Source organism: Catenulispora sp. MAP12-49, from assembly GCF_041262705.1.
In the GTDB taxonomy this organism is placed as follows: Bacteria; Actinomycetota; Actinomycetes; order Streptomycetales; family Catenulisporaceae; genus Catenulispora.
This window is the reverse complement of the sequence record NZ_JBGCCP010000026.1, coordinates 125,386-137,469: the sequence shown is the minus strand read 5'-3', so window position 1 is coordinate 137,469 and position 12,084 is coordinate 125,386. Positions and strand designations below refer to the sequence as shown.

The window sequence follows — 12,084 nt, the reverse complement described above, 5'->3', positions numbered from 1 at the left end:
CAGAGGCGACCACAAGCAGCGTCCGCCGCCTAGCAGCGCGGCCCCCCACTCCCCGGAGCGAGGCCGCTCGCCGCGCAGGCGCCGCCGGAGGCGCCCTTGACTGTGGCAGTAGCCAGCACCACCTGCCCAGACCATCAGCCGCCACCGCAGCGCCGACCACCGCCCCCGACCCGCGCCACCAACGGATCCCGCAAAACCATGCGCGAAGCTGTCAAAAAACGCCTGTTGCTTGTCAACTAACGAACAAACCCCACCAGGTCATCTCACTCACCACCACCACTCCACCACCACCACCTCACCCCCCATGCCGCACAAAGTTCGGCCGCACATCCACCTCGTCGTAGTACCGGTGGAACACCGCCGTGGCGCCCCCGGACAGAGGCGGCACGATCCACGACCACTCCGCCGGGCACACCCTTCCGGCGCGCTCCTCCTTGGCCACGTGTTTCAGGAACCTGTGGGCCTCGGTGTGGTGGTCGGCGATGGTGACGCCGGCCTGCTCGTAGGAGTGCAGGACTGCGACGTTCAGTTCGACCAGTGCCTGGTCGCGCCACAGTGTGCGGTCGGTCGTGGTGTCCAGGCCGAGGTTGGCGGCGATGGTCGGGAGCAGGTCGTAGCGGTCGGTGTCGGCGAGGTTGCGGGAGCCGATCTCGGTGCCCATGTACCAGCCGTTGAAGGGGGCGCAGGGGTAGTGGAGGCCGCCGATCTCCAGGCACATGTCGCTGACGACCGGGACCGCGTGCCAGCGCAGGGCCAGGTCGGCGAGCCAGGGGTGGCGGGGGTGGGACAGCGGGACTTCCAGGACGGTGTCCGGTGGCAGTACGTGGACATAGGGCCGGTATCCGGGGACCTCGATCACCAGTGGGAGGACGTCGAAGGCGGTGCCGTGGCCGTACCAGCCGAGGTTCCGGACGGTCTCGGTCAGGGCGATGTTGCGCGGGTCCCCCACCACGCCGCCGTCCTCGACCTGGTATCCGGCGTAGCGGATGAGCTGTTCGTTGCGGATGCGGGGACCGGGGAATCCGGGGCGGTCCGGGGCGAAGACGGTGATGGTCGGGCGGATGCGGCCCTTGTTCGTGGCCTCGCGCAGATGCTTGACGCACTCGGCCGCGATGCGCACCGGCCGGTCGGTCTGGCGGTGGTCGCGCAGCTTCAGCGACTGCCAGTACAGACGGCCGATGCAGCGGGAGGAGTTGCGCCAGGCGACTCGGGCGCCGTATTCGAGTTCGGCGAAGGTGTGGTCGTAGGTGCCGTCGGCGGCGATCGTGGCGGCCACGGCGCGGCGGCGGCCGGGCAGTTCGGCGGTGCGGCCGAGCTCGGTGTAGCACTGGTGCAGGAAGCGGTCCGCTTCCTCGGAGAGCTCTTCGATGCTGGGTAGGCTGGCGCGACCGGATAATCGTTCGGTGGGGCGCTTCTGGCGTATCGCGTGACGGAACACAGGAATCCCCTACGCTCGGCGGGCGAATGCAGAGCGTCATCGTATGTCTACCACTGGTGTTCGTACTACCGATTGTGAGGATCCGGTTCCGATGTGCACTTACCAGACCTTCAAGCTCGCCGTGGCCGGCAGTGCGAAGGGCACCCCGGCCTGGATCCGGGTCACCGAGGCCAGCGTCTACTACGACCATCCGGTGCACGCCACGGACGAGCACACGCTGAACATCGACCTGCGCGACCCCGAGCGCGGGCCGTCGGCGCGGATCGCCGTGGAGCTGACCGCGCAGGCGGCTTACGACCTGGCGCAAGCCATTCTCACCGCGCTGGAGAGCGTGCCGGAGGGCATGCTCCCGCCCGGGCTACTCATCGGCGCATCGCGGGTCTAACGTCGTAGACATGGCCACCGACGACGCACAGACCGATACCGGGAGTGTCTACGACTACGTCGTCGTCGGAGCCGGCTCAGCCGGATCCGCGGTGGCCGCGCGCCTGTCGGAGGACCCCGGCTGCCGGGTGGCGCTGCTGGAGGCGGGACCGGCGGACCGCAACCCGCTGATCCACATCCCGGCCGCCTTCTCCGAACTCTTCGAGACCAAGGTCGACTGGGCCTACCGCACGGTCAACCAGCCCAAGCTCGGCGGACGCCGGATCTACTGGCCGCGCGGCCGGATGCTCGGCGGCTCCTCGTCGATCAACGCCATGATGTGGGTGCCCGGCTACCCCGCGGACTACGAGGAGTGGGCCGAGGCCGCAGGTCCGGCCTGGGGCCCGGACGAGATCGGGGCCGCGCTGCGCCGCGTCGAGGCCTTCACCGCCGCCCCGGACGGCACCGAGCACGGCGCGACGGGCCCGGTGCGCATCGAGGACCTGCGCTCGCCGCATCCGCTGACGGCCCGCTTCCTGGAGGCGTGCGCGTCCCTGGGCGTCCCGGGCACGCAGACCGCCGTGACCCAGCGCGAGGGCCGCCGCTGGTCGACCGCCGACGCCTACCTCAAGCCGGCCCGCTCGCGCCCCAACCTGGTCGTGCACACCGGCGCCCTGGCCACCCGGGTGCTGTTCCACGACCGCCGCGCGACCGGCGTGCGCTACCTGGCCGGCCGCCGCGTCGGCTCGGTGGCGGCCCGCCGCGAGGTGATCCTGTGCGGCGGCACGATCAACACCCCGCAGCTGCTGATGCTCTCCGGCGTCGGCCCCGCCGACCACCTGAAGCGGCGCGGCGTCAAGATCGTGGCCGACCTCCCCGAGGTCGGCCTGAACCTGCGCGACCACCTGGCCGCCGGCATCGTGGTGAAGGCGAAGAACACCAAGAGCCTGATCAGCGGCCGCACCCCGGCCGGCTTCGCCCGCTACCTGACCCGGCACGAAGGGCCGCTGTCCTCGAACGTGGGCGAGGCGTACCTGTACACCACCAGCGAAGACGGGCTTGAGAAGCCGGACATCGAAGTGGTCTTCGCCCCGGTCGCCTTCCTCGACGAGGGCCTGACCCGCCCGAAGGAACACGGCTTCACCATCAGCGCGGTCCTGCAGAAGCCCCGCTCGCACGGCACCATCACGCTGTCCACCCTCGATCCCACCGCCGCCCCCACCATCGACCCGGCCTATCTGAGCGACCCCGACGGCCTGGACTACGCGACGCTGACCCGCGGCGTGGCCCTGTGCGAGAAAATCGCCGCCGCCCCGCAGCTGGCGCGCTACAGCGACGGCTACATGCTCCTGCCCGACCTGTCCGGCGCAGAACTGCACGAGGCCTCGATCCGCCGCTACGCCCAGACGCTCTACCACCCGGTCGGCACCTGCCGCATGGGCACCGACCCCGACTCGGTGGTGGACCCGGAACTGCGGGTCCGGGGCACCGAGGGGCTGCGCGTGGCCGACGCCTCAGTGATGCCGGCGATCATCCGGGGTCACACGAACGCGCCGTCGATCGTGATCGGCGAGAAGGCCGCGGAGCTGGTGAAGGATGCGGAGCGGGAGGCGTGGAGGGGATAGCGGCACTGCGGCCCCCGCCGACCTCCCCGAGGCTGGGATGGGCCGTGGCGGCGCGTAACCGTCGGGCGGGGCGCGGCCCGGAACGTCAGGAGCTCGCGACATGGCCGGTTTCGACATCACCTCGCTGCTCAATCAGCTGATGGGCAAGCAGCAGCAACAGCAGTCGCCGCAGCCGCAGGAGGGCCAGGCCGGCGAGCAGGGCCGGATGCCGGCCCCGGCGAACGCCATGGGCGCGGCGCCCGGCGGTGCGGCCGGTGGTCTTGGCAGCCTGCTCAGCAGCGGCATGATCCAGAAGCTCGCGCCGATGATCGGCGGGATGCTCGCCGGTGGCGGGCTGTCCAAGCTCATGGAGGGACTCAAGGGAGCCGGGGCCGGGTCGCAGGCCAAGTCGTGGGTCAGTGCCGACCAGCCGAACCAGCCGGTCAGCGGGGAGCAGATCACGCAGGCACTCGGGCCCGAGCAGATCTCGCAGGTCGCCAACACGCTCGGCATGACCAATGAGCAGGCGGCGCACACCATGGCGACCGCGCTTCCCCAGGTCGTCGATGCCATGACGCCGGACGGCCACCTGCCCGAGGGGGCCGGGAGCGCGGCCGGCGCGCAGGCGGCGTCGCAGGCCCAGAACCGCCCGCAGCCCGGTGGGGCCTCCGGCGGAACGCCGCAAGGGGGTTGATCGGTCCGGGTGGGAGATCGCTACCATGCAGACATGCGCGACATCGCAGTGTTCAGCGGAAGCGCCCATCCGACCCTGGCCGCGGAGATCTGCGCGCATCTGGAGACGTCGCTGAACCCGGTGCGGGTCAGCCGCTTCGCCAACGACTGCCTGGAGGTCCAGCTCCAGGCCAACTGCCGCGAGCGCGACGTGTTCCTGGTCCAGCCGCTGGTCGCGCCGGTCCAGGAACACCTCGTGGAGCTGCTGCTCATGTGCGACGCGGCCCGTGGCGCCTCGGCGGCCAGGATCACCGCCGTGGTGCCGCACTATTCGTACGCGCGCAGCGACAAGAAGGACGCGCCGCGTATCTCCATAGGCGGCCGGCTCGTGGCCGACCTCATGGTGGCCGCGGGTGCCGACCGGGTGCTGGCGATGACGCTGCACTCCCCGCAGGTGCACGGGTTCTTCTCGGTCCCGGTGGACCACCTCAACGCGTTGCGCGAGCTGGCCGGGCACTTCCGCGACTCCGACCTGTCGCACACCACCGTGGTCTCCCCGGACCTGGGCAACGCCAAGGAGGCCGCGGCCTTCGCGCGCCTGCTCGGCGTCCCGGTCGCGGCCGGCGCCAAGCAGCGCTTCGCCGGCGACAAGGTGGCGATCAGCTCGGTGATCGGCGACGTGGGGGGCCGCGACGTGATCGTGCTCGACGACGAGATCGCCAAGGGCAGTACGGTCATGGAGCTCCTGGACCGCCTGCGCGACCTCGGCGCCCGCAGCGTGCGCGTGGCCTGCACACACGGCCTGTTCGCCTCCGGCGCCCTCAAGCGCCTGGCGGACCAGCCGGAGGTCGAGGAGATCGTGTGCACCAACACGGTCCCGATCCCGCCGAACGAGCAGATCGACTCCGGCAAGCTCACCGTCCTGTCCATCGCCCCGGCGCTGGCCGAGGCGATGCGCCGGATCCACAACGGCGAGTCGGTGAGCGCCCTGTTCGAGGGTCTCTGAGAAAGCAAAGGCCTCTGAGAAGCAGAGGGCTCTGAGGCCTCAGCCCAGGTGCTCCTTGTAGAAGTCCAGGATCCGGTCCCAGGCGTCCATCGCCGCCTCCGCCCGGTACGCGACCCGGTTCACGTTGAAGAACGCGTGCCCGGCGCCCTCGTAGGTCTTGAAGTCGTACGTCTTCCCGAGCTTGTCCAGCGCCGCCGCCAGGCGCGCCGTCTCCTCCGGGGAGGGGTGCGTGTCGTCGGCGCCGAAGTTGCCGAGCAGCGGGCACGCCAGGTCCGGCAGCCGGTCCTCGACCGAGGTGGCGCGCAGGCCGACCGAGGCCGGGCTGTCCGACATCACGAACGCGCCGTAGTTGTCGACCGCCGCCTGCAGGTCCAGGGCACACGCCGCGAGCAGCGCCTGCCGCCCGCCCGAGCAGTAACCGATGACGCCGACCTTGCCGTTAGCCGTGTCCAGCGCGCGCAGGTACTCCGCCGCCGTGCCGAGGTCGGCGATCAGCCGCTCGTCCGGGACGCCGCCGTCGGCGCGGACCGCCGCGGCCGCGTCCTCGGGCGAGATGCCCGGGCCGCCCTCGCGGCTGTAGAGGTTGGGCACGACCGCGTTGTAGCCGTGGACGGCGAAGGTGCGCGCGAACTCGCGCGTGGCCTCGTCGTAGCCCGGCAGGTGGTGGATCAGCACCACGCCGCCGCGCGGCGCGCCGTCCTGCGGCACCGCCAGGTACGCCTCGATGTCGGCACCGTCGGCCGCGGGGTAGTGGACGGTCCCGGCCTGGATGGCATTGGTCATCGCGATCTGCATGCCGGACATGCTGCCACGCTCACCTCGGGGACAGAACGTAGGCGCGGACGGCAACCGTTGCCGCACCGCCCGATCGGACCTCCTCGGCCCGCTCGTGCCAGGCGTTCGGGCCCATGCCGATGAGTCGCGACACCTCATCGGCGGACAGGGACAGCACCGTCTTGCAAGAATGTTCCGACTCGACCTCGAACCGGTCCGCGAACTGCTCACGCAACCGCTCCGGCTTGCGGTCGTCGACGGCCATCAGGCCGTACTCGGCGATCAGCTCCCTGAGATGGTCCGGCTCGGGCACGACGACGATCGCGCGGCCGTCCGGACGCAGCACGCGCCGCATCTCGCGCGGATTGCGCGGCGCGAAGACGTTGAGGAGTACCGAGGCGGCACGGCCGCGGACCGGGAGTCCGGCCCAGGCGTCGGCGACCACCGCCCCGATCCGCGGATGCGCGCGAGCGGCCAGGCGCGCGGCGTGCTTGGAGACGTCCAGCGCGATGCCCGGCTGGTCCACGGCATCGAGGACGCGCGCCAGGTAATAACCGGTACCCGCGCCGAGGTCGAGCACACAGCCGTCCTCGTCGATGTCGACGTCGGCAGCCAGATCGGCGATCAGATCCGCGATCCCGTCGTAGTGCCCCGCCCCGAGGAACGCCGCCCGCTCGGCGACCATCTCCGCCGTGTCGGCGGTCCCCGGCGTCCCGCCCCCGGCCAGCAGCGAGACGTAGCCGTGCCGCGCCACGTCGAAAGCGTGCCCTTCCTCACACAGCAGCCGCATGCCCGAAGACGCCTCGACGATCAAGGCGGTGGCACAATGCGGGCAGGACAGCCAGTCGACGATGTCGGAGATCACGTTTCAAGTGTGACGTAATCGGCGACTGAAAAAGGAACAAGCGGAGGCGCCCTCCTCGTTGATACACTTTAAACGCGATACAACGCGTCTGGGGCCGCAGCCGAGAGGGATGAGCCATGGCCATGAGAACGATGATCCGCCACGACGGTGACCGCACGCCGTCGGCCAAGCCGTTGATCCTGCTCACCAGCATCGCGGTGCTGCTCCTGGTAGCCGTGCCGATCTCGATCCTGGTCGCGCTGTTCATGATCGTGTTCGGGCACGTGACCGGCGGCTTCGCCGTGATCGGCGTCACGGTCGTGGCCGCGGTCGTCGCGGTGGTGGCCGCCGGCGCCAGCGGCGTCCGGCACCTGCAGAAGGTGGTCGAGCGCAAGTCGTTCCGCGTGGTGCAGCTGGGACAGCGCGACTACCACTACGAGGGCGACAGCTGCGGGCACGACCACTCGAACGACGAGATCCGCATCATTTGAGCCCCGGCTGAGGATCACAGACGCAACGGATCACAGACGCAAGGGATCACAGACGCGAAGCACCTGGAAGCGCCGTCCCCTCAGGCGCTCCAGGTCTCACGCACCCAGGCGTGCCGCGGATCGTCGCTGAACGCCATCGAGCGCGCGGCCCCGCGGTCCCAGCCGGCCAGCACGTTCAGGTAGTATAGGTCGTAGCCCGGCATGGCCATCGACGGCCCGTGGTAGCCGTGCGGGATCAGCACGACGTCCCCGGCCGCGACCTCGCGCAGCACGTCGATCTCCCCCGCCGCCGAGGAGTACACGCGCTGGTATCCCGGCCCGCCCTCGTAGTAGTAGATCTCCTCCTTGGCGCGCTCCCCGCCCTCGACGTCCTCGTCGTGCTTGTGCGGCGGCCAGGACGACCAGTTCCCGCCCGGGGTGATCACCTCCACGGCCAGCAGCCGGTCGGTCTCGAAGGATTCCGGCGCGCAGAAGTTGTGCAGCGTGCGCGCGGCCGATCCGGCTCCCCGCTGCTCGACCGGCACCGCCTCGCGCGGACCGTACCGGAACGGCAGGTCGGCCTCGGCCCGCGCGGTCGGGATCGCCACCCGGCACGTCCCGTCCACGGCCGTCAGGCGGACCATGCTGGTGCGCGGGATGTAGGCGAAGTCGCTGGGACCGGCGAAGACGTCCTCGCGACCGCGCAGCAGGAACTCCTCGGATCCGCACCGCACACTGCACGAACCGGACAGCGGCAGGACTAACGCCTCGTCTCCTGAGGTAAAGAACTGATATGAACCGGCGAACTCCGCGGTCTTCAGCCCCGCGAAGCGCCAACCTGCCGATTCGGGTGTGATGTCGATCTGTGCCATACCGCCTCCCGCTTGCTGCATAGCAGTACGGAGTTCCCCGGTCAACCTGTTGTCCGGACAAAGTGACCGCAGCATACTGACCACCATGGGGATCCGACCGCGGATCGAGGTGGACCGCTCCTCCCCGATCCCGCTCTACTTCCAGGTCGCCGAACAGATCGCCGAGGCGATCCGTACCGGCGAGCTGGCGCCGGGCGACCAGCTGGACTCCGAGGTGCAGATCGCCGAGTCGCTGGGGCTGTCCCGGCCCACGATCCGGCAGGCGATCGGGCACCTGGTGGACCGCGGCATGATCGTGCGGCGGCGCGGCGTGGGCACGCAGATCCTGCCGATGCCGGTGCGCCGCGAGATGGAGCTCACCAGCCTGCACGACGACCTGGCCCGCAGCGGCCGCACGCCGGCCACCGACGTGCTGCTGCTGGCGCGCGTCCCGGCCGAGCCGGAGGCCGCCGCGGCGCTCGGGCTGGCCGCCGGCACGCCGGTGACCAAGGTGGTGCGGCTGCGCCGCTCGCAGGGCGAGCCGCTGGCGGTGATGCGCAACTGGCTGCCCGAGCCGGTGCCGTTGCTGACCGCGGAGCTGCTGGAGAACCGCGGCCTGTACGAAGTGCTGCGCAAGGCGGGTATCCGCATCTGTGTGGCCAGGCAGCGGATCGGGGCCTGCACGGCGGATGCCGAACAGGCGGCCCTGTTGGAGGAACGGCGCGGCGCGGCCCTGCTGACCATGGAACGCACGGCCTTCGACGACAGCGGTCGGGCCGTGGAGTTCGGCAGCCACATCTACCGCGCGTCCCGATACAGCCTGGAAGTGACCGTCACCGAACACTGAGGACGGGACGGCCTTCCCCGACAAGGTACGGACCGACACCAGCGGAGGCACCGATGGGAGCACATTCCGCACGTTCAAGACACCTTCGAGCCCTGCGAGCCCTGCTCGCGATCGGCGCGGCGGCGGCCTTCGCCGCCGGCTGCTCCGGCTCCTCCTCCGGCTCCAAACCCGCGAAGGTCGACTCCGCGGACCAGCCGAAGAATCCCACGCTGGTGATCACCGCCAACGACATCGCCGGCGGCAAGAACAGCAACGAGGCCAAGTGGATCCAGGGCACCCTGATCCCGGACTTCGTGAAGGCCGAGGCCGCCAAGGGCATCACCGCGCACGTCACCTTCCGGCCCAACGGCGTCGACGACGACGCCTACAAGTCCAAGCTCGCCCTGGACCTGCAGTCCGGCACCGGTGACGACGTCTTCTCGCTGGACGGCATCTGGGTCGGGGAGTTCGCCGACGCCGGGTACCTCAAGCCCCTGAACCAGGTGGCCGGCACGCAGGCCGACAGCTGGGACGGCTGGTCCCAGATCTCGCAGTCGGTCCAGGCCCTCGGCGAGTACCAGGGCCAGCGCTACGGCGTCCCGAACGGCACCGACGCGCGCGTCATCTTCTACAACAAGAAGCTCTTCGCGCAGGCCGGACTGCCCGCCGACTGGCAGCCCGCGAGCTGGCAGGACATCTACGACGCGGCCGCCAAACTCAAGGCCCTGCCGGGCGTCACGCCGGTGCAGTGGGACGGCGGCGTCCCGATGGGCGAGGCGACCACGATGCAGGGCTTCCTGCCGCTGCTGGCCGGGGCCGGCGGCACGCTGTGGGACAACGGCAAGTGGATGAAGGCCGGGACGGCCTTCCAATCCGCCCTCGGCTTCTACCAGAAGATCTACGGCGGCGGTTACGGCGATCCCGTCCTCCAGGAGGACGCGAAGGGCCGCGACAAGTCCTTCACCGAGTTCGCCGCCGACAAGATCGGCATCTACGCCGAGTCCGACTACATGTGGCGCTCGGTGCTGAACCCGGCCGGCGGCACCGCGCCGATGGCGGATCGCAACGCCGACGTGGGGTACGCGCTGATCCCGTCGCAGAGTGCCGGAACGGGCGTCAAGGGCCAGAGCTTCGTGTCCTACTCCGGCGGCTCCGACTGGTCGATCAACCCCAAGACCAAGTATCCGCAGGCGGCCTGGGACTTCCTGGCGTTCCTGAACTCCAAGGCCGAGACCGTCTCCCGGATCGGCGGCGCGCCGCTGCTCACCGCGCGCACCGACGTCAACCAGCAGGTGCTGGCCAGCGACCCGATGCTGCAGTTCGCCACCGGCAAGGTGCTGCCGGTGACCAGCTTCCGGCCCTCGCAGGCGGCGTACAACGACGTGTCGAGCCTGGTCCAGAAGGCGGTCGCGGACGTGGTCGGCGGCAAGAGCCCGGCGCAGGCCGCGGCGGCCTACGAGAAGGCGTTGGAGGGGCTCGTTGGCGCGAGCAGCGTCGCGGCCGGGAGCTGAGGATCCGGCGGGGCTGGGCAGGGCCGGCGCGGCGGCGATCGCCGCGCCCGCCCTGCTCGTCGTCGCCGCGTTCCTGGTCTTCCCCGCGCTCTGGACCCTGTATCTGGGCACGACCGACTACCGGCTCACCGGCTTCGCCGCGCGGCATCCGCGCAGTGTCGGCCTGCAGAACTACACGAACGTCGTCCAGGACCCGGACTTCCGCCACTCGCTGTGGCTGACGCTCCAGTACGTCTTGCTCTCGGCCGTGGTCGGCCAGGCGGTGCTGGGCTTCGCCATCGCCTGGATGCTGCGCGACGCCACCGGCTGGCTCAAGCGGCTCATCGAGGCGCTGGTGCTGCTGGCCTGGATCCTGCCGAGCTCGGTGGTGGCGTTCCTGTGGGTGGCGATGCTGGACCGCGACGCCGGGACGCTCAACACCCTGCTGCACACCCCGGGCACGGCCTGGGCCATCGAGCACCCGATGGCCGTCATCATCGTGTTCAACATCTGGCGCGGCACCGCGTTCTCCATGCTGCTCTACAGCGCGGCGCTCACCGGGGTGCCGCCCTCGCAGCTGGCGACGGCGCGGATGTTCGGCGCGAACTCCTGGCAGCAGCTGCGCGACGTGGTCTTCCCGCACATCCGCGGCCACATCCTGACCAACCTGCTGCTGATCTCGCTGTGGACGTTCAACGACTTCACGCCCTACCAGATCACCGCCGGCGGCCCGAACGGCAAGTCGGAGATCCTGCCGGTGTACATCTACCAGACCGCCCTGTTCGACGGGCAGATGGGCCTGGGAGCGGCGATCTCGCTGCTGATGCTCGTCATCAACCTCGTCGTGGCGCTGGTGTACCTGCGACTGCTGCGCGAGCGGCGAGGGGAGCGTGCCGCATGAGGGAGCGCACCCGGGAGCGGACCCCTGGCGCGGTGGTGGCGAAAATCACCCGCTACACGTTCTTGTCGCTGCTGCTGGGGTTCTTCGCGCTGCCCATGCTGTGGCTGGCCTCGGCGCCCTTCAACACGCACCCCACATTGGACGTGAGCATAAGCTCGTTTACTCTTCACAACTTCTCGGTCCTGCTGAAGGATCCCTATGCGCTGCCGTCGCTGTGGAACTCTCTACTGCTGGCAGGGGGTACGGCTCTGCTGACAGTGGCGTTCGCAGCGGCGGCGGCGTACGCCCTGAGCCGGGTGCGGGTCCCCGGCCGCGACGGGATCCTGTACGCGCTGCTCCTGCTGTCCTCGATCGTGACCGGCACGGCCGCGATGGTGCCGCTGTTCCAGCTGGCCTTCAAACTGCACCTGATCGACTCCCGGCTCGGGGTGATCCTGGTGTTCACCGGCGGCCTGATCCCGGCCGCGATCTTCATCCTCAAGGACTTCACCGACAACACGCCGAAGTCCTACGAGGAGTCGGCGCGGGTGTTCGGGGCCTCGCCCTTCCAGATCATGCGGCACATCGTGCTGCCGATGATCCGCCCGGGGCTGGCCACGGTGACGGTCTGGGCCGTGGTGAACGTCTGGAGCAGCTTCCTGATCCCGTACATCCTGGTCCGGAACCCGGACAAGTACCCGGCCTCCGTGGTGCTCTACACCTTCTACACCGAGGGCGGCCAGCCGAACCTGGCGCTGATCTCGGCGTTCTCTCTGCTTTACTCGATCCCGGTGGTCCTTTTGTACCTGTTCGTCAGCCATCGCTACGGTTTCCGCTTCCACGGCGGGATCAAGCGGTAGAGGAGC

Annotated in this window: 13 protein-coding genes; 9 read left to right on the top strand and 4 right to left on the bottom strand. The window is 70.0% G+C overall.

What is annotated here, in order from left to right; all coding sequences use genetic code 11:
• Positions 1-295 precede the first annotated feature (295 nt).
• The gene (locus tag ABIA35_RS35670; RefSeq protein WP_370360873.1) at positions 296-1,438 is read right to left on the bottom strand and encodes a nitric oxide synthase oxygenase; all 1,143 of its coding nucleotides are present in this window, start codon (positions 1,436-1,438) and stop codon (positions 296-298) included.
• A gap of 91 nt (positions 1,439-1,529) precedes the next feature.
• On the opposite strand from ABIA35_RS35670, the gene ABIA35_RS35665 reads away from it, so the two are divergent.
• The 4 genes from ABIA35_RS35665 (at position 1,530) to ABIA35_RS35650 (ending at position 5,083) form a co-directional block, all read left to right on the top strand.
• Positions 1,530-1,823, top strand: a complete 294-nt coding sequence (locus tag ABIA35_RS35665; protein ID WP_370340563.1) for a DUF6295 family protein — start codon at positions 1,530-1,532, stop codon at positions 1,821-1,823.
• 10 nt (positions 1,824-1,833) lie between these two features.
• On the top strand, positions 1,834-3,426 hold the full coding sequence (locus ABIA35_RS35660; protein ID WP_370360872.1) for a GMC family oxidoreductase: 1,593 nt from the start codon (positions 1,834-1,836) through the stop codon (positions 3,424-3,426).
• 100 nt (positions 3,427-3,526) lie between these two features.
• Positions 3,527-4,099 carry a YidB family protein gene (locus ABIA35_RS35655; RefSeq protein ID WP_370340560.1) on the top strand — a complete coding sequence of 191 codons (573 nt, stop codon included), beginning with the start codon at positions 3,527-3,529 and terminating at the stop codon, positions 4,097-4,099.
• Between the two features lie 33 nt (positions 4,100-4,132).
• Positions 4,133-5,083 carry a ribose-phosphate diphosphokinase gene (locus ABIA35_RS35650; protein WP_370340558.1) on the top strand — a complete coding sequence of 317 codons (951 nt, stop codon included), beginning with the start codon at positions 4,133-4,135 and terminating at the stop codon, positions 5,081-5,083.
• Between the two features lie 39 nt (positions 5,084-5,122).
• Here the strand turns inward: ABIA35_RS35650 and ABIA35_RS35645 are convergent, their stop codons facing one another.
• Together ABIA35_RS35645 and ABIA35_RS35640 are read right to left on the bottom strand one after the other, a co-directional pair.
• On the bottom strand, positions 5,123-5,887 hold the full coding sequence (locus tag ABIA35_RS35645; RefSeq protein ID WP_370340556.1) for a dienelactone hydrolase family protein: 765 nt from the start codon (positions 5,885-5,887) through the stop codon (positions 5,123-5,125).
• 10 nt (positions 5,888-5,897) lie between these two features.
• Positions 5,898-6,722 (bottom strand): putative RNA methyltransferase, encoded by an 825-nt coding sequence (locus tag ABIA35_RS35640; RefSeq protein WP_370340554.1) that lies wholly within the window; start codon positions 6,720-6,722, stop codon positions 5,898-5,900.
• Between the two features lie 116 nt (positions 6,723-6,838).
• Between ABIA35_RS35640 and ABIA35_RS35635 the strand changes: the two genes are divergently transcribed.
• Positions 6,839-7,192, top strand: coding sequence for a hypothetical protein (locus tag ABIA35_RS35635; RefSeq protein ID WP_370340553.1), 354 nt, complete (start codon positions 6,839-6,841; stop codon positions 7,190-7,192).
• 80 nt (positions 7,193-7,272) lie between these two features.
• Here ABIA35_RS35635 and iolB read toward each other — a convergent pair whose 3' ends face one another.
• On the bottom strand, positions 7,273-8,043 hold the full coding sequence (gene iolB / locus ABIA35_RS35630) for a 5-deoxy-glucuronate isomerase (RefSeq protein ID WP_370360871.1): 771 nt from the start codon (positions 8,041-8,043) through the stop codon (positions 7,273-7,275).
• Between the two features lie 85 nt (positions 8,044-8,128).
• Between iolB and ABIA35_RS35625 the strand changes: the two genes are divergently transcribed.
• Genes ABIA35_RS35625 through ABIA35_RS35610 form a run of 4 tightly spaced genes read left to right on the top strand, consistent with a single transcriptional unit; the run spans position 8,129 to position 12,078 of the window.
• Positions 8,129-8,869 carry a GntR family transcriptional regulator gene (locus ABIA35_RS35625; protein WP_370340549.1) on the top strand — a complete coding sequence of 247 codons (741 nt, stop codon included), beginning with the start codon at positions 8,129-8,131 and terminating at the stop codon, positions 8,867-8,869.
• A gap of 53 nt (positions 8,870-8,922) precedes the next feature.
• Positions 8,923-10,359, top strand: a complete 1,437-nt coding sequence (locus ABIA35_RS35620) for an extracellular solute-binding protein (RefSeq protein ID WP_370340548.1) — start codon at positions 8,923-8,925, stop codon at positions 10,357-10,359.
• Positions 10,328-11,239, top strand: coding sequence for a carbohydrate ABC transporter permease (locus tag ABIA35_RS35615; RefSeq protein ID WP_370340545.1), 912 nt, complete (start codon positions 10,328-10,330; stop codon positions 11,237-11,239). The genes ABIA35_RS35620 and ABIA35_RS35615 overlap by 32 nt, the downstream gene beginning before the upstream one ends.
• Entirely contained in the window at positions 11,236-12,078 is an 843-nt protein-coding gene (locus ABIA35_RS35610; protein ID WP_370340543.1) for a carbohydrate ABC transporter permease, read from the top strand. The genes ABIA35_RS35615 and ABIA35_RS35610 overlap by 4 nt, the downstream gene beginning before the upstream one ends.
• Positions 12,079-12,084: the final 6 nt, after the last annotated feature.

Bases quoted from the DNA above. Each gene is read 5' to 3' on its own strand.
- ABIA35_RS35665 (WP_370340563.1), top strand. From the start codon at position 1,530: ATGTGCACTTACCAGACCTTCAAGCTCGCCGTGGCCGGCAGTGCGAAG.
- ABIA35_RS35660 (WP_370360872.1), top strand. From the start codon at position 1,834: ATGGCCACCGACGACGCACAGACCGATACCGGGAGTGTCTACGACTAC.
- ABIA35_RS35655 (WP_370340560.1), top strand. From the start codon at position 3,527: ATGGCCGGTTTCGACATCACCTCGCTGCTCAATCAGCTGATGGGCAAG.
- ABIA35_RS35650 (WP_370340558.1), top strand. From the start codon at position 4,133: ATGCGCGACATCGCAGTGTTCAGCGGAAGCGCCCATCCGACCCTGGCC.
- ABIA35_RS35645 (WP_370340556.1), bottom strand. From the start codon at position 5,887: ATGTCCGGCATGCAGATCGCGATGACCAATGCCATCCAGGCCGGGACC.
- ABIA35_RS35635 (WP_370340553.1), top strand. From the start codon at position 6,839: ATGGCCATGAGAACGATGATCCGCCACGACGGTGACCGCACGCCGTCG.
- iolB (WP_370360871.1), bottom strand. From the start codon at position 8,043: ATGGCACAGATCGACATCACACCCGAATCGGCAGGTTGGCGCTTCGCG.
- ABIA35_RS35625 (WP_370340549.1), top strand. From the start codon at position 8,129: ATGGGGATCCGACCGCGGATCGAGGTGGACCGCTCCTCCCCGATCCCG.
- ABIA35_RS35620 (WP_370340548.1), top strand. From the start codon at position 8,923: ATGGGAGCACATTCCGCACGTTCAAGACACCTTCGAGCCCTGCGAGCC.
- ABIA35_RS35610 (WP_370340543.1), top strand. From the start codon at position 11,236: ATGAGGGAGCGCACCCGGGAGCGGACCCCTGGCGCGGTGGTGGCGAAA.